This is a genomic window from Vibrio sp. T20 (assembly GCF_007858795.1).
Taxonomy (GTDB): Bacteria; Pseudomonadota; Gammaproteobacteria; order Enterobacterales; family Vibrionaceae; genus Vibrio; species Vibrio satsumensis.
This window is the reverse complement of the sequence record NZ_VFEB01000005.1, coordinates 27,195-42,749: the sequence shown is the minus strand read 5'-3', so window position 1 is coordinate 42,749 and position 15,555 is coordinate 27,195. Positions and strand designations below refer to the sequence as shown.

Sequence of the window (15,555 nt, the reverse complement as noted above, 5' to 3'; positions counted from 1 at the left end):
GCCGATTATTGAGCTGGGCGTGGGCAAATTTCAGATTCTGGAAAGAAGAATTCGATTTCGCGAGCTGCAGACTCAGGGCTGTCGCTGCCGTGTACTGAGTTGTAGCGCATGCTGATTGCGTAATCAGCACGGATAGTGCCGCACGCCGCTTCTTCTGGGTTAGTTTTACCCATTAGTTCACGGTAACGAGCGATCGCGTTTTCGCCTTCAAGCACTTGAACCATGATAGGTCCAGAAGTCATAAACTCTTTAAGAGCTGGGAAAAACTCTTTACCTTCGTGTTCAGCGTAGAAGCCACTCGCTTGCTCTTCAGTAAGACGAACCATCTTAGCAGCAATAATTTCTAGGCCTGCTTTTTCGATACGGTGGTAGATTTCACCAACAAGGTTACGCTTAACTGCATCCGGCTTAACAATTGAGAACGTTCTTTCTAGAGCCATAGGGATTCCTTCACTTCATTTTTTTGTTATTAAATACTGAAATTACTGAGATCTTTCGATCTTAGCTTTATGAATGAGCGGCACAAAATACCGCTCACCCTTATTATTATTTTGCTTGGTCGATAAGAAGACGAGCCAGTGTGCGAACGCCCATACCCGTTGCGCCTGCCGCCCACTTGTCACTTGCTGACTTACGGTAAGTACCTGCGCAATCCATATGAATCCAACCTTTTTTGTAGTCATCTACAAAGTAAGAAAGGAACGCAGCCGCTGTACTTGCACCCGGTGTGTAATCGCCCGTGCTGATGTTTGACAGATCAGCAAAGTTTGAAGGCAACATACCACGGTGGAAGTCAGCAAGAGGCAGTGGCCATAGGCCTTCTTTCTCTTGGTTTGCCGCCGTTAGCGCTTGGTGAGATAACTCATCATCAAAACTTAATAGTGCGTGGTAGTCGTTACCTAATGCATTTTTAGCAGCGCCTGTTAGCGTTGCACAATCGATGATCAGCTCAGGATTTTGTGCACTTGCGTACATCAGACCATCAGCAAGTACCAAGCGACCTTCCGCATCGGTATTCATGATCTCAACTGTCTTACCATTTTTGTAAGTAATGATGTCGCCAAGCTTCAATGCGCGACCAGAGATCATGTTCTCTGCGCAACATAGAATAAGCTTGATACGCTTATTCAGACCACGTTCAATCGCTAGACCTAAACCACCCGTAATCGTTGCTGCGCCGCCCATGTCAGCCTTCATCGCTGTCATGAATTGGCCTGGTTTAATGCTGTAGCCGCCCGAATCGAACGTAATACCTTTACCCACTAAGCAAGCAAATACAGGTGCGTTTTCATCGCCTGTTGGGTTGAAGTCCAGTTGCAGCATTGCTGATGTGCGCTCAGAGCCACGGCCTACCGCGTAGATGCCTTCCCAACCTTCAGTTAGGAGATCTTTGTCTTTAACGATTTTTGCTTTTACTGTGCCCGCAGGCGCCACTGATTTGATGTATTCAGCTGCCATCGTCGCTAATTGACGAGGCGCCACTTCTTCAGCGGTTTTGTTGATAATGTCACGCGTCCAGTCAGTTGCACGAATACGAGCTTCAAGCTCAGTTTGATCAGCTTCTGAAAGAGCATCCCATTCCAATGCATTCTTTTTCTTTGGTCCACGGTAGCCTTGATAGAAAGCCCAAACGCTTTCTAGATCCCAACCTTCACCACGAAGTGAAACGAATGCGATACCTTGTCCGTCAAGCGTACGACCAGCACGTTGAACTGCGCCTAGATCGTGGCCTTCACCAATGTGAATGGTCGCTCCTGCTTCTGAGAACGATAAAATAGCTCTTGCTCCCCACTGAGGCTGGGCAGCTTCTTGACTTAAAAATACTGACATCTGTGTAGACATGATTTCTCCTTGTCATGAACCACTTTGAGTGTGTGATTCTGATTATTTTTTATTAGCGCACTGATGTTAGCATTATGTAGGAGGAAAATGTCATTTTGATAAAAAAACGGACCATAAGGTCCGCTTTTTTTGGTAAGAATTGTTAACTTGGCTGCGTTTTATATTTGACTGATACCAACCCGCGACCAAGTAATTAGACAAGAGGATTAATCCATCTCATCCATCCAACATAAAATAATAGCCTCTAAGATTTTCTCATTCGAGTGGTTAGGCTCGTCATCGAACTCTTCAAGGTCTAATACCCATTGGTGTAGATCGGTAAAACGTACCGTTTTAGGATCAGTATCAGGGTACAAATCACATAGCTCAATTGCGATATCTCGCGAATCAATCCACTTCAAGCTCATAACACTTCCTTATATTTATTAGCGACGCTTGGTCACCTTTATGATCTATATTTTAGGCCAGTTTTGTTAAACCGTAATATCAGTCATGGCGAAACCACCATGACCATAGAGAAGTTCTTAGTGATCTTCAGACGCTAGGTTCAATGTGTACTTTGGAATCTCTACTACAAGATCTTCATTAGCCACTTTTGCTTGGCAACCAAGGCGAGATTCCATCTCTAAGCCCCATGCTTTATCTAGCATGTCATCTTCTAGATCATCACTCTCTTCTAAAGAATCAAAACCTTCACGAATCACAACGTGACATGTCGTACATGCACACGATTTTTCACATGCGTGTTCAATACCAATACCGGCCTTCAGTGCAACATCAAGAACCGTCTCACCAGTTTTTGCTTCTAAAACAGCGCCTTCTGGACATAGATCTTCGTGAGGTAAAACAATAATCTTTGGCATGTTTATCTATTCTCTAACTATTAAATATTATCGACTGACTGACCTGACAGTGCAGCACGAATTGATTTATCCATACGACGAGAAGCAAAGTCTTGACTCGCTTTGTCGGTATTCTTAATTTCTAGTTCAATGGCATCGGCATTATCGCCATTACGCGCTTCAATCAGTGCTTCAATCGCTTGAACCAGTTGTTGTTTACCTTGCTCATCCAGCAGCTCATCGCCATCAGCTTGCATTGCAGCAATTAGGCCTTCAATAACACGATCCGCTTCTACGCGTTGCTCAGCAAGAGCACGCGCTTGCATGTCTTCTTTTGCAAACGTCATCGAGTCTTTCAGCATGCTCGCTACTTCGTTATCACTTAGGCCATAAGAAGGCTTAACTTGGATTTCAGCTTGAACACCCGTGCTCTTCTCCATAGCGGTGACCGATAGTAGACCATCTGCATCTACTTGGTAAGTCACACGAATATGCGCCGCACCAGCAGTCATCGCCGGGATGCCTTTAAGAGCAAATCGAGCCAGTGAACGACAGTCATCAACCATCTCACGTTCACCTTGAACGGTGTGCACTGTCATTGCAGTTTGACCGTCTTTGAACGTGGTAAATTCTTGTGCGCGAGCAACTGGGATTGTGGTGTTACGAGGGATGATCTTTTCGACCAAGCCGCCCATGGTTTCGATGCCAAGAGACAGGGGGATAACGTCCAGTAGCAGCATTTCAGAATCAGGCTTATTACCGACTAAGATATCCGCTTGAATCGATGCACCAATCGCAACCACTTCATCAGGGTTAATGCTGGTTAATGGCATACGACCAAAGAAGTCACCCACCATTTCACGTACAAGCAATGTGCGAGTAGAACCGCCGACCATCACGACTTCTAGTACTTCATCCGCGTCAACTTCCGCATCTTTCAGTGCACGACGGCATGAAAGCAGTGTTTTCTTAACTAGAGGTTTAATGATCGCTTCGAACTCATCACGAGTTAATGAACCAGACCAACCTAGTACGTCAACCTCAACGCTTTCCGTTTCAGATAAGCCAATCTTCGCTTCTGTTGCGGCGTCGAGAAGAATACGATTCTGTTCTGCAGTTAGCTCTGATAAGCCCATTTGCTCTTGGAAATGATCCGCAACTAAATGGTCAAAGTCATCGCCGCCTAATGCAGAGTCGCCGCCTGTTGCTAAAACTTCGAAGACACCTTTAGAAAGGCGTAGGATAGAGATATCAAACGTACCACCACCTAAGTCATAAACAGCAATTACTCCTTCTTTACCTGAATCCAAGCCGTAAGCAATCGCAGCTGCAGTGGGTTCATTAAGAAGACGTAACACGTGAAGACCAGCAAGTTGCGCCGCGTCTTTCGTACCTGCACGCTGTGCATCATCAAAGTACGCAGGAACGGTAATCACAGCGCCAGATAGCTCGCCACCTAATGTAGATTCAGCACGTTGACCTAGCGCTCGCAGAATGTCTGCTGATACTTGAATTGGGTTCTTGTTGCCTTGTTCTGTGCGAATCACAGGCAGACCATTATCACTTTCTTCAAACTGATATGGCAGAGACGGGTATCGCTGTTGGATATCTGACAATGAACGACCGATTAATCGCTTCACCGAGATAATGGTATTTTTAGGATCAGTCTGTGCATTTGCACGAGCTTCATCACCAGTCGTGTACGACTCTGACGTATAGTGAACAACGGAAGGCAGAATACTGCGACCTTGTTGATCAACCAGTGTGCTCGCCTCACCACTGCGCACTGCCGCAACCAATGAGTTTGTTGTACCTAAATCAATACCCACAGCAAGCTTGTGCTGGTGAGGAGCGGCGCTTTGCCCTGGTTCTGCAATCTGAAGTAGTGCCATGGATGTGTCCTTGTTATACGAACTAGCCGATCAAACGATCTTCAACTAATTCGATTTCATTCTTTAATTTTGCAATAAACTTAAGCTTTCTTACTCGGTCTGCAGCTTCTAACCAAGCTTCGCTGTCGAGTTCTTGTTGGATAGCGCTTAATTGTTGTTTATACATTTTGCTAACCTTTCCTTCAAATGCAAACAAAGCATCTTCAGGTTCAGAACTGTCGGCGATCTCTTCAAGCTCTTCACGCAATTCCATTTGCTCCATTAGGAACATAGGATCTTGCATGGTCTGCTGCTCGCCGCGAATATCCTCACCATGTTGCACTAACAGGTATTCAGCTCGGCTGATTGGATTCTTCAATACCTGATACGCATCATTGATTTGCGCAGCTTTTTGCACGGCTAGCAAGCGATCACGCTCAGAAGCAGTGGCAAATTTATCAGGGTGGAATTGGCGTTGCAGATCTCTAAACTGAGAAGAAAGAAGGCTACCATCCAGTTGAAACTGAAGTGGTAGCCCAAATAATTCGAAATGATTCATGTAACGGTGGTCCTAAGTTTAGGCTCTTCAATCAGAGCCTAATTTTATTCTTCGCTCACTATAAACGCTTAACGATTGAAGCGTTTATACGTTGAAGCTCTCACCACAACCACATTCGCCTTTCGCGTTCGGGTTGTTGAATTCAAAACCTTCGTTTAGGCCTTCTTTTACGTAATCAAGCTCAGTACCGTCTAGGTAAACTAGGCTCTTTGGATCAATGATGACCTTAACACCTGAATGCTCGAACACTTCGTCTTCTTCGTTAAGCTCGTCAACGAATTCCAGTACATACGCCATACCCGAACAGCCAGTAGTTTTTACCGCTAAGCGCAACCCGATACCTTTACCTCGGTTATCTAGGAAAGCTTGAACTCGGCTTGCTGCCGTATCTGTCATGGTGATGGCCATACTACAACCTTGTGTTTTATATAAATTGAGAACTCAGGGGGAGCACAAAGGGTGCTCCCAAATATTACTTTTTGAAGTGATTACCTTGTAGAAGCGATTAGTGCTTCTTTTTGTAATCCGCAACTGCTGCTTTGATTGCATCTTCAGCAAGAATTGAACAGTGAACTTTCACTGGTGGCAACTCTAGTTCTTCTGCAATTTCAGAGTTTTTGATAGCCGCTGCTTCATCAATGCTTTTACCTTTAACCCACTCAGTTACTAGTGAGCTAGAAGCGATTGCGCTACCGCAACCGTAAGTCTTGAATTTTGCGTCTTCAATAATACCTTCTGCAGATACTTTGATTTGCAGTTTCATTACGTCACCACAAGCTGGTGCGCCAACCATGCCGCTACCTACACTTGGGTCTTCTTTATCAAACGAACCTACGTTACGTGGGTTTTCGTAGTGATCAATTACTTTTTCGCTATATGCCATGATAGTTACCTCGAATCCTCTATTTCCGTGAGATTAGTGATGAGCCCACTCAACAGTGTTCAAATCAATCCCTTCTTTATACATATCCCATAGAGGAGACATGTCGCGTAATTTGTTTACCGCTACACGGATTTGTGCAATCGCGTAGTCGATTTCTTCTTCCGTTGTGAAACGGCCGAATGAGAAACGTACTGAGCTGTGTGCCAGTTCATCGTTCAGACCAAGAGCACGAAGAACGTATGAAGGCTCTAGGCTTGCTGATGTACATGCAGAACCTGATGATACTGCTAGGTCTTTTAGAGACATAAGCAGAGATTCACCTTCAACGAAAGCAAAGCTCACGTTTAGGTTGTGGGGTACACGTTGGTCTAAGTCACCGTTTACCGTTACCGCTTCTAGATCTTGAACACCTTTCAATAGGCGCTCACGAAGTGCTAGTGCGTGATCGTAATCTTTCTGCATGTCTTGCTTAGCAACAGCACAAGCTTCGCCCATACCCACGATTTGATGAGTAGCAAGCGTACCTGAACGGAAACCACGCTCATGACCGCCGCCGTGCATTTGTGCTTCAAGACGAATACGTGGCTTACGACGAACGTAAAGTGCACCGATACCTTTAGGGCCATACATTTTGTGAGCTGAAAGTGAGATTAGGTCAACTTTCATCTCTTGTACGTCTAGTGGGATTTTACCCGCAGACTGAGCCGCATCAACGTGGAAGATGATCTTGCGTGAACGACATAGTTCGCCGATTGCAGAGATATCTTGGATTACACCAATCTCGTTGTTAACGTGCATGATAGAAACTAGAACAGTGTCTTCACGCATTGCAGCTTGTAGCTTGTCTAGATCGATGATGCCGTTTGCTTCTGGCTCAAGGTAAGTTACCTCAAAACCTTCACGCTCTAGTTGGCGACATGGATCAAGAACCGCTTTGTGTTCTGTTTTGCACGTAATTACGTGCTTACCTTTCTTCTCGTAGAAGTGCGCTGCACCTTTAATAGCAAGGTTATCTGACTCTGTAGCACCAGAAGTGAAAACAATTTCACGTGGGTCTGCATTTAGTAGGTCAGCAATTTGCTCACGAGCATTATCTACTGCTTCTTCTGCCTGCCAGCCGTAACGGTGTGAACGAGATGCAGGGTTACCGAAGTTACCGTCCATCGTCATGCACTGAACCATTTTCTCAGCAACTCGTGGATCGACTGGGCATGTAGCTGAATAGTCAAAGTAAATAGGCAGTTTCATTTTCTACTCCAATGTAAAAACTGACCGCTAAGAGCGGGCATTAACACCGTGAGGTGCTGCACTAATCGTTGTAGTGCTCGTATTTTTATGTGCAAAACCATTATTAACCGCAAGATCGATATCTTGGCGATCAGAAATTTCTAAAACTTCGTTATCTTTCATTAGCTCACCGAGCGTAATGTCGTTTAAGAAGCTGCTGATTCGGGAGCTTAAATCACGCCATAGAGTGTGAGTTAAACAACGACTACCACCTTGGCAATCTGCTCGACCGTGACACTTAGTCGCATCCACTGATTCGTCTACTGCTGCAATCACAGTTCCGACAGCGATGTCGCTCGCTTCAGCACCTAAACGGTAACCACCACCAGGGCCGCGAACACTAGCAACTAAGCCAGCTTTACGTAACTTAGAAAATAGTTGCTCTAAGTAAGATAACGAGATGCCTTGTCGCTCTGAAATGTCAGCCAGAGGAACTGGGCTTTTTTGCGAATGCAGTGCTACATCTAGCATAGCTGTTACCGCATATCTTCCTTTAGATGTAAGTTTCATATCACACCGTATCCACATTGTTTATGTGGTTGGAATCTTCCCATACCCGACTAAATTGGTCAAGTATTTAGTTGACTATTTTAGTCAGGTATTCACCCTTAACTATTGTATGGGCTTTATTTGTCGTTTTTGCTCTTCTCAATCGAAGTCAAAATACCGCGAAGCGTGTTGATTTCTTGCAGTTCTGGACGAGCACGACTAAATAGGCGACGTAGCTTATTCATCACCTGACCTGGCTTATCCTTAGAGATAAATTGGGTATCAATGATCACTTTTTCAAGGTGCTCGTAGAACATTTCTAGTTCTTCGTGACGAGGGTACTCATCTTGTTGCTGTGGCTGATATTGGCTAGCGACCATATCAAGGTGAGCTACACGCACTTCATAGCTCAGAGTCTGCACTGCCATTGCTAGGTTTAGCGAGCTGTATTCAGGGTTAGCTGGGATACATACATGGAAGTGGCACTTCTGAAGTTCATCATTAGTTAAGCCAGTACGTTCACGGCCAAATACTAATGCTACTGGGTGCTTCTGACCTTCAACCGCAAACTTTTCACCACACTCACGAGGCTCAAGCATTGGCCATTCAAGCGTACGAGAGCGAGCACTTGAACCCACAACCAAGCCACAGTCTTTTACTGCTTCTTCAAGAGTAGAAACAATCATCGCGTTTTCTGCGATGTCACCTGCACCAGCAGCCAGTGCTAAGGTCTGCTCGTCAACTTCACATTGAGGGTCTACAAGAACTAATTGACTCAAACCCATCACTTTCATTGCGCGAGCTGCTGATCCGATATTTCCCGAATGAGACGTACCAACCAGAACGACTTTTACATTGTCTAACATGCTATATGACACCACTTTAAAAATAATCGCGAGATATTAACACATAGCAAAGTAAAATGGTCAGACCCTTCGCGGAATGTGAAACCAAGAGTTCAAAAAATAACCACTTCCCTTTTGGTAAAACTTTGGTATACTCGCCGCCGCTTTAAATTGTTCTTTAACATCTTGTGGGAAAAACCATATGCATCCAATGCTAAACATTGCGATACGCGCTGCGCGTAAAGCTGGCAACCATATTGCTAAATCTCTAGAAACAACTGATAAGATCGAATCGTCTCTAAAAGGTAACAACGATTACGTTACTAACATTGCTCAAGAAGCTGAGTACATGATTATTGAGACAATCAAAGCATCTTACCCAGAGCACAGCATTATTTCTGAAGAGAAAGGCCTGACTGAAGGTAAAGACTCTGACGTACAATGGATCGTTGACCCACTAGATGGCACCAACAACTTTGTAAAAGGTTTCCCTCACTTCTCTGTATCTATCGCTGTTCGTATGAACGGTCGTACAGAAGTTGCTTGTGTTTATGACCCAATGCTAAACGAGCTATTCACAGCTCAACGTGGCGCTGGCGCTCAACTTAACAACGCTCGTATGCGTGTTACTCAACTAAAAGACCTTCAAGGTACTGTTCTAGCGACTGGTTTCCCATTCAAGCAAAAACAACACTCTGAATCTTTCATGAAGATCATCTCTGGTCTATTCATTGACTGTGCTGATTTCCGTCGTACAGGTTCTCCTGCTCTTGACCTATGTTACCTAGCAGCTGGCCGTGTTGATGGTTACCTAGAACTTGGCCTTAAGCCATGGGATCTAGCAGCTGGCGACCTAATCGCTCGTGAAGCTGGTGCTATCATGACTGACTTTGCTGGCGGTACTGATTACATGACTTCTGGTAATGTTGTTGCTTCAAGCGCACGTGGTGTTAAGTCTATTCTTAAGCACGTTCGTGAGAACGCTAACGAAGGTATGCTGAAGTAATTCAGACCTTACGTTAAAGCTCTCTTATAGCAGAGCGTAGAAATTCTAAAGCCTCGCGATTGCGAGGCTTTTTTGTATCTGCGATTCCAAGATGCGAGATACGATCCGAATGTCTCTTAGTGAAATGAAGTACAACTCACTTCAACGTTAAATTGCATTGAGCTTCCCCGTAGAATACAGACGTAAAAAAACCGCTAGTTACCTAGCGGTTTTTCTGGTTTAGCGAAACTTGTTAAGCCAAGGCCTAAGGCATTTCGTCAAACTCTTCACCTTCTTTTTCTACTTGTGGTGGCATTAGATGTTCACGCGTAATACCCAACTTCATTGCTAGTGCAGATGCAACGTAGATAGAAGAGTAAGTACCAACAGTAATACCGAGTAGAAGTGCAGTTGCGAATCCGTGAATCATAGCGCCGCCCTGAACGAACAGTGCGATAACTACGAATAACGTTGTACCAGAAGTGATCAATGTACGGCTCAATGTTTGTGTGATTGAGCTGTTTAGTACTTCAGGTGCTTCGCCTTTACGCATCTTACGGAAGTTCTCACGAATACGGTCAAATACAACGATGGTATCATTGAGGGAATAACCAACTACCGTTAGCAATGCCGCGACAATGGTTAAGTCCACTTCGATTTGCATCATCGAGAACACACCCAGTGTGATGATAACATCGTGCGCCAATGCTAATACCGCACCCGCCGCCAAACGCCATTCGAATCGCACAGATACGTAGATCAGGATACAGATAAGAGAAACAAGAATGGCAAGGCCACCCGCTTCTGTTAATTCGTCACCCACGTTAGGACCAACGAACTCGATACGACGCATTTCAACTTGCTCACCAGTACCGCTCTCAATAGCAGAAAGGATCTGGTTACCAAGTGTTTCGCCCGCTACGCCATCACGTGGACGTAAACGAACCATTACATCACGAGCTGAACCGAAGTTCTGTACCGTTGCATCACCAAAGCCTTCTGCTTCTAGTGCACTACGGATATCAGGAAGATGTGCCGGTTGTTCAAAACCAACTTCAATCAGAGTACCGCCAGTAAAATCTAGCCCCCAGTTCAACGATTTCGTTGTTAGGGTGAAGATAGCAGTACCAATCATCAAGATAGAAAAAACAAAGGCAACCTTTGACCAACGCATAAAGTCGATCATTTTGTCTGCTTTTAGAATCTGAAACATATTAATTCCTAGCCTTAGATCGACAGTTTTTTAACGCGTTTACCGCCATACATCAGGTTCACGATACAACGTGTTCCGACAATAGCTGTAAACATTGAAGTCAAGATACCGATAGACAGCGTTACCGCGAAGCCTTTGATAGCACCAGTACCCACAGCAAATAGAATGATTGCTGTTAGTAGTGTGGTGATGTTGGCATCGGCGATTGTGCTGAATGCGTTCGCGTAACCTTGGTGAATCGCTTGTTGTGGACTGCGTCCATCTCGAAGTTCTTCACGTATACGCTCAAAGATCAGTACGTTGGCATCAACTGCCATACCGACCGTTAATACGATACCGGCAATACCTGGCAGGGTCATGGTAGCCCCCGGAATCATCGACATAACACCGATAATCAACACCAAGTTAGCCATTAGCGCAACGTTCGCAATCAAACCGAAAGTACGGTAGTAAAGCAGAGTAAACAACATTACTGCAGCCATACCCCAAACCATCGCCATGATACCCATATCGATGTTTTGTTGCCCCATAGATGGACCAATCGTACGTTCTTCTAAAATCGAGATAGGCGCAATCAATGCACCAGCACGTAGTAGAAGTGCCAAGTTATGAGCTTCAGCCGTTGAGTCGATACCCGTAATACGGAAGTTACGGCCTAGCGCAGATTGAATCGTCGCTTGGTTAATTACTTCTTCGTGCTTACTTAAGATAACTCGACCTTCCGGTGTTTTACGACCGCTGTCTTTGTACTCTGCAAATACCGTTGCCATTAGCTTACCGATATTCTGACGAGAGAATGCAGACATCTTGCTACCACCTTCGCTGTCTAGCGAGATGTTAACTTGAGGACGGCCATATTCATCAACACTTGAGCTTGCATCCGTAATACTCGAACCGCCAAGAATAACGCGTTTCTTAAGTACCACAGGGCGACCATCACGATCTTGCTTGATTTCGCTACCCGCAGGGGCACGACCAGAAGCGGCAGCGGCTAAGTCAGCACTGCTATCCACTTCACGGAACTCAAGTGTCGCAGTCGCACCAAGGATTTCTTTAGCGCGAGCCGTGTCTTGAACACCAGGCAATTCCACTACGATACGGCTAGAACCTTGACGTTGAACCAAAGGTTCAGCAACACCAAGTTCGTTTACACGGTTACGTAGAATAGTAATGTTTTGCTCAACCGCGTAGTTACGGATTTCTTGAAGACGAGCCTCTGTAAAGCTTGCAACCAAAGAGAAGCGACCGTTAGATTCAGAATCTACGAACGTCATATCTTGGTGCTTAGATTGCAGTAGCGATTTCGCTTCAGCAAGCTGTTCTTCGTTACGTAGGATCACTTCAACCGCATCTTTACCAGATGGGCGAATCGCACGGTAACGGATTTTCTCTTCACGAAGTTCACTGCGGAATGCTTCTTCTTGTTGGCCAACCAACTTTTGCATCGCAGCGTCCATATCCACTTCCATTAAGAAGTGAACACCACCACGTAGGTCAAGACCAAGTTTCATTGGCGCTGCGCCAATAGATTCAAGCCAATCAGGAGTTGAAGCCGCTAGGTTTAAAGCAACGATAACGTCATCGCCTAGTGCTTCTGTGATGATATCACGGGCACTAATTTGCGTATCTGTGTCGTTAAAGCGAACAAGAATGGAACCGTTTTCGAGAGCAACGGATTTAGTAGAAAGGTTTTCTGCTTCAAGAGCATTGGTGACAGCATCCAGCGTAGACATATCTACAGAGGCGCCGCGCGCCCCTGTAACTTGAACTGCCGGATCTTCACCGTATATATTTGGAAGAGCGTACAACGCAGCGATAGCGATGGCAAACACCACCATCAAATACTTCCATAACGGGTAACGGTTTAGCACAGCGAGGATCCTCTAGCTGTTTATAGAGATTTCAGAGTACCTTTTGGTAGCACTGCTGTAACGAAGTCTTTCTTGATAACTACTTCGTTGTTTGCATTCAGTTCGATAGCAACGTAGTCGCTGTCTTCAGCAATCTTAGTGATCTTGCCGATTAGGCCGCCGCTTGTAAGAACTTCATCGCCTTTGCCCATAGAAGACATAAGGTTCTTGTGTTCTTTAACACGCTTAGCTTGTGGACGGTAGATCATGAAGTAGAAGATCACAGCGAACATACCTAGCATGATAAGCATTTCGAAACCGCCGCCTGCTGGTGCACCTTCTGCTGCTGCGTGAGCTTGAGAAATAAACATTTAAAACATCCTCTATTTATATTTTCGTAATTGTTTGTCTAATTGGGTCGCATCCCTTTATTTTCAAGCCCCATCACTCGGAAGAGAGATAGGGCTCGCAAAAAAGAAATACTAAGATTCTTTACCTAGTGGTGGCACTTCACGCCCCATTCTTGCGTAGAACTCTGCAACGAACTCTTCAAAGCGATCTTCATCGATAGACTGACGAATGTCTGACATTACTCGTTGATAGAAACGCAGGTTATGAATCGTGTTCAGTCGAGCACCTAGGATTTCGTTACAACGATCCAAATGGTGTAAGTACGACTTGCTGTAGTTCTTACAAGTGTAACAGTCACACTCTGAATCTAGTGGTGTTGTATCGGTTTTATGCTTCGCATTACGGATCTTGATCACACCTTCAGTCACAAACAGGTGGCCGTTACGTGCATTTCGCGTTGGCATTACACAGTCAAACATGTCGATACCACGACGAACACCTTCAACTAGGTCTTCTGGTTTGCCTACACCCATTAGGTAACGTGGCTTATCTTCAGGCAGTTGAGGACATGTGTGCTCAAGAATGCGGTGCATATCTTCTTTTGGCTCGCCTACTGCTAGGCCGCCAACTGCATAACCGTCAAAACCAATTTCAGTTAGACCTTTAACAGATACATCACGAAGGTCTTCATACACACCACCTTGAACGATGCCGAATAGTGAGTTCGGATTTTCAAGCTTGTCGAAGTGGTTGCGTGAACGCTCAGCCCAACGAAGAGACATCTCCATTGAGTCTTTTGCTTCTTTGTGTGTCGCTGGGTACGGCGTACACTCATCGAAGATCATTACGATGTCTGAACCTAGGTCTTTTTGGATTTCCATAGACTTCTCAGCGTCCATGAAGATCTTGTCACCGTTTACAGGGTTACGGAAGTGAACACCCTCTTCAGTGATCTTACGCATTGCACCTAGGCTGAACACTTGGAAGCCGCCTGAATCAGTCAGGATAGGACCGTGCCAGTTCATGAAATCGTGCAAGTCGCCGTGCATTTTCATGATTTCTTGACCAGGACGTAGCCATAAATGGAATGTGTTACCTAATAGAATTTCAGCGCCTGTGTCTTTCACTTCTTCAGGTGTCATACCTTTTACAGTACCGTAAGTACCTACAGGCATGAATGCTGGGGTTTCAACGGTACCGCGTTCAAACTGAAGTTGACCACGACGTGCGCCGCTATTAGTTTTTTTAAGTTCGTATTTTAATTTCACGAAGCCTCCAATATGCCAGAGAAACAATCTGACTGTTAATTCAGAACCTTAAGCCAAACAAAAGTTCAGTTTAGTGGGTTCTATGAGGAGCGGTCGCGTATTCCTTGCGAGAGATTAGACAGACACCCTGCCCGACTCCTAGCTTACTGCTAGCACCCGTAAATTCTGTTTATATCGTTTATAACCAGCTTAAATTAGCTCGTTTTCTTATTGATGAACATGGCATCGCCGTAGCTGAAGAAACGATATTCGCTCTTCACCGCGTGATCGTATGCGCCCATCACATGGTCGTAGCCAGCAAATGCACTTACCAACATAATCAGCGTTGATTCTGGCAAGTGGAAATTGGTAATCAAGCAATCCACCAACTGGTACTCATAACCAGGGAAGATGAAGATTTCTGTATCACCAAAGAAAGGAACTAACTCAGTGCCGTTTTTCAGTGCATCTTGAGCCGCACTTTCGAGTGAACGTACAGATGTTGTGCCGACAGCGATAATACGGCCGCCACGAGCTTTTGCTGCAGCTACAGCGTCAACCACTTCTTGCGGTACTTCAACGTACTCAGCATGCATGTGGTGATCATTGATATTATCGACTTTTACCGGCTGGAACGTGCCAGCACCAACGTGAAGTGTCACGTAAGCAAACTCGACACCTTTCTCTTTCATACCAGCCATTAGCTTGTCATCAAAGTGAAGACCTGCTGTTGGCGCTGCAACCGCACCCGGCTTTTCATTATAGACAGTTTGGTAGCGCTCTTTATCTGCATCTTCATCAGGACGATCGATGTAAGGAGGCAGTGGCATGTGACCAACACTGTTAAGAATCTCTAAAACGCTTTGATCAGATGTGAAATGGATTTCAAATAACGCATCGTGACGCGCCACCATTTCAGCTTCATACTCATCGTTCTCACCAAGGAACAACTTGGTGCCCGGCTTCGGTGATTTAGAACAACGAACATGCGCAAGAATGCTTTTCTCATCAAGCATACGTTCAACCAACACTTCAAGCTTACCGCCGGATGCCTTGCGACCAAATACACGAGCAGGAATTACTCGAGTGTTATTGAAAACGACAAGATCGCCTGGCTCAACTAAGTCTAAAACGTCTTTAAACGAACCATCAGCTAGGTTACCGCTATTGCCATCTAATTTAAGCAGGCGGCTTGCTGTACGCTCCTCTTGAGGGTAGCGAGCAATGAGTTCATCTGGTAGGTCAAAGTGAAAATCTGAAACTTGCATGTGTCTAGTCTTGTCTTAGTTGA

The 15,555-nt window shown here is 45.2% G+C and carries 17 protein-coding genes; 1 reads left to right on the top strand and 16 read right to left on the bottom strand.

Annotation, left to right across the window (positions count from 1 at the left end; all coding sequences use genetic code 11):
* Positions 1 to 5: 5 nt before the first annotated feature.
* The 11 genes from ndk to trmJ form a co-directional block, all read right to left on the bottom strand.
* Complete coding sequence (gene ndk / locus FTW16_RS00260) at positions 6 to 440, bottom strand: nucleoside-diphosphate kinase (protein WP_016797173.1); 435 nt, start codon at positions 438 to 440, stop codon at positions 6 to 8.
* 106 nt (positions 441 to 546) lie between these two features.
* On the bottom strand, positions 547 to 1,842 hold the full coding sequence (gene pepB / locus FTW16_RS00255) for an aminopeptidase PepB (RefSeq protein WP_146489674.1): 1,296 nt from the start codon (positions 1,840 to 1,842) through the stop codon (positions 547 to 549).
* Between the two features lie 206 nt (positions 1,843 to 2,048).
* Positions 2,049 to 2,249, bottom strand: a complete 201-nt coding sequence (gene iscX / locus FTW16_RS00250) for a Fe-S cluster assembly protein IscX (protein WP_004740335.1) — start codon at positions 2,247 to 2,249, stop codon at positions 2,049 to 2,051.
* Positions 2,250 to 2,366: 117 nt separating this feature from the next.
* A complete protein-coding gene (gene fdx, locus FTW16_RS00245; protein ID WP_017629863.1) occupies positions 2,367 to 2,705 on the bottom strand; it encodes an ISC system 2Fe-2S type ferredoxin in 339 nt (112 codons plus the stop codon).
* A 20-nt stretch (positions 2,706 to 2,725) separates the two neighbouring features.
* Entirely contained in the window at positions 2,726 to 4,576 is a 1,851-nt protein-coding gene (gene hscA / locus FTW16_RS00240; RefSeq protein ID WP_146489673.1) for a Fe-S protein assembly chaperone HscA, read from the bottom strand.
* Between the two features lie 22 nt (positions 4,577 to 4,598).
* Positions 4,599 to 5,114, bottom strand: coding sequence for a co-chaperone HscB (gene hscB / locus FTW16_RS00235; RefSeq protein WP_146489672.1), 516 nt, complete (start codon positions 5,112 to 5,114; stop codon positions 4,599 to 4,601).
* 84 nt (positions 5,115 to 5,198) lie between these two features.
* The gene (iscA, locus tag FTW16_RS00230) at positions 5,199 to 5,522 is read right to left on the bottom strand and encodes an iron-sulfur cluster assembly protein IscA (RefSeq protein ID WP_010440519.1); all 324 of its coding nucleotides are present in this window, start codon (positions 5,520 to 5,522) and stop codon (positions 5,199 to 5,201) included.
* A 97-nt stretch (positions 5,523 to 5,619) separates the two neighbouring features.
* Positions 5,620 to 5,997 carry a Fe-S cluster assembly scaffold IscU gene (iscU, locus tag FTW16_RS00225; RefSeq protein ID WP_004735094.1) on the bottom strand — a complete coding sequence of 126 codons (378 nt, stop codon included), beginning with the start codon at positions 5,995 to 5,997 and terminating at the stop codon, positions 5,620 to 5,622.
* Positions 5,998 to 6,030: 33 nt separating this feature from the next.
* The gene (locus FTW16_RS00220; protein WP_017629866.1) at positions 6,031 to 7,245 is read right to left on the bottom strand and encodes an IscS subfamily cysteine desulfurase; all 1,215 of its coding nucleotides are present in this window, start codon (positions 7,243 to 7,245) and stop codon (positions 6,031 to 6,033) included.
* Between the two features lie 27 nt (positions 7,246 to 7,272).
* Positions 7,273 to 7,794: a Fe-S cluster assembly transcriptional regulator IscR gene (iscR, locus tag FTW16_RS00215; RefSeq protein ID WP_010440512.1), complete on the bottom strand. Its 522-nt coding sequence runs from the start codon at positions 7,792 to 7,794 to the stop codon at positions 7,273 to 7,275.
* 116 nt (positions 7,795 to 7,910) lie between these two features.
* A complete protein-coding gene (gene trmJ, locus FTW16_RS00210) occupies positions 7,911 to 8,639 on the bottom strand; it encodes a tRNA (cytosine(32)/uridine(32)-2'-O)-methyltransferase TrmJ (protein ID WP_146489671.1) in 729 nt (242 codons plus the stop codon).
* Between the two features lie 181 nt (positions 8,640 to 8,820).
* Between trmJ and suhB the strand changes: the two genes are divergently transcribed.
* Positions 8,821 to 9,624: an inositol-1-monophosphatase gene (gene suhB / locus FTW16_RS00205; protein ID WP_017062836.1), complete on the top strand. Its 804-nt coding sequence runs from the start codon at positions 8,821 to 8,823 to the stop codon at positions 9,622 to 9,624.
* A gap of 244 nt (positions 9,625 to 9,868) precedes the next feature.
* Here the strand turns inward: suhB and secF are convergent, their stop codons facing one another.
* The 5 genes from secF to queA form a co-directional block, all read right to left on the bottom strand.
* Positions 9,869 to 10,816 carry a protein translocase subunit SecF gene (secF, locus tag FTW16_RS00200; protein ID WP_146489670.1) on the bottom strand — a complete coding sequence of 316 codons (948 nt, stop codon included), beginning with the start codon at positions 10,814 to 10,816 and terminating at the stop codon, positions 9,869 to 9,871.
* Positions 10,817 to 10,830: 14 nt separating this feature from the next.
* Positions 10,831 to 12,687 carry a protein translocase subunit SecD gene (secD, locus tag FTW16_RS00195; RefSeq protein WP_146489669.1) on the bottom strand — a complete coding sequence of 619 codons (1,857 nt, stop codon included), beginning with the start codon at positions 12,685 to 12,687 and terminating at the stop codon, positions 10,831 to 10,833.
* A 20-nt stretch (positions 12,688 to 12,707) separates the two neighbouring features.
* Positions 12,708 to 13,037 (bottom strand): preprotein translocase subunit YajC, encoded by a 330-nt coding sequence (gene yajC / locus FTW16_RS00190; RefSeq protein ID WP_010440492.1) that lies wholly within the window; start codon positions 13,035 to 13,037, stop codon positions 12,708 to 12,710.
* Positions 13,038 to 13,148: 111 nt separating this feature from the next.
* Positions 13,149 to 14,285: a tRNA guanosine(34) transglycosylase Tgt gene (gene tgt, locus FTW16_RS00185; RefSeq protein WP_017056177.1), complete on the bottom strand. Its 1,137-nt coding sequence runs from the start codon at positions 14,283 to 14,285 to the stop codon at positions 13,149 to 13,151.
* Between the two features lie 194 nt (positions 14,286 to 14,479).
* Positions 14,480 to 15,532: a tRNA preQ1(34) S-adenosylmethionine ribosyltransferase-isomerase QueA gene (gene queA / locus FTW16_RS00180; protein ID WP_108020768.1), complete on the bottom strand. Its 1,053-nt coding sequence runs from the start codon at positions 15,530 to 15,532 to the stop codon at positions 14,480 to 14,482.
* Positions 15,533 to 15,555: the final 23 nt, after the last annotated feature.

Coding starts and splice junctions, on each gene's coding strand:
- ndk (WP_016797173.1), bottom strand. CDS start 440: ATGGCTCTAGAAAGAACGTTCTCAATTGTTAAGCCGGATGCAGTTAAG.
- pepB (WP_146489674.1), bottom strand. CDS start 1,842: ATGTCTACACAGATGTCAGTATTTTTAAGTCAAGAAGCTGCCCAGCCT.
- iscX (WP_004740335.1), bottom strand. CDS start 2,249: ATGAGCTTGAAGTGGATTGATTCGCGAGATATCGCAATTGAGCTATGT.
- fdx (WP_017629863.1), bottom strand. CDS start 2,705: ATGCCAAAGATTATTGTTTTACCTCACGAAGATCTATGTCCAGAAGGC.
- hscA (WP_146489673.1), bottom strand. CDS start 4,576: ATGGCACTACTTCAGATTGCAGAACCAGGGCAAAGCGCCGCTCCTCAC.
- hscB (WP_146489672.1), bottom strand. CDS start 5,114: ATGAATCATTTCGAATTATTTGGGCTACCACTTCAGTTTCAACTGGAT.
- iscA (WP_010440519.1), bottom strand. CDS start 5,522: ATGGCCATCACCATGACAGATACGGCAGCAAGCCGAGTTCAAGCTTTC.
- iscU (WP_004735094.1), bottom strand. CDS start 5,997: ATGGCATATAGCGAAAAAGTAATTGATCACTACGAAAACCCACGTAAC.
- FTW16_RS00220 (WP_017629866.1), bottom strand. CDS start 7,245: ATGAAACTGCCTATTTACTTTGACTATTCAGCTACATGCCCAGTCGAT.
- iscR (WP_010440512.1), bottom strand. CDS start 7,794: ATGAAACTTACATCTAAAGGAAGATATGCGGTAACAGCTATGCTAGAT.
- trmJ (WP_146489671.1), bottom strand. CDS start 8,639: ATGTTAGACAATGTAAAAGTCGTTCTGGTTGGTACGTCTCATTCGGGA.
- suhB (WP_017062836.1), top strand. CDS start 8,821: ATGCATCCAATGCTAAACATTGCGATACGCGCTGCGCGTAAAGCTGGC.
- secF (WP_146489670.1), bottom strand. CDS start 10,816: ATGTTTCAGATTCTAAAAGCAGACAAAATGATCGACTTTATGCGTTGG.
- yajC (WP_010440492.1), bottom strand. CDS start 13,037: ATGTTTATTTCTCAAGCTCACGCAGCAGCAGAAGGTGCACCAGCAGGC.
- queA (WP_108020768.1), bottom strand. CDS start 15,532: ATGCAAGTTTCAGATTTTCACTTTGACCTACCAGATGAACTCATTGCT.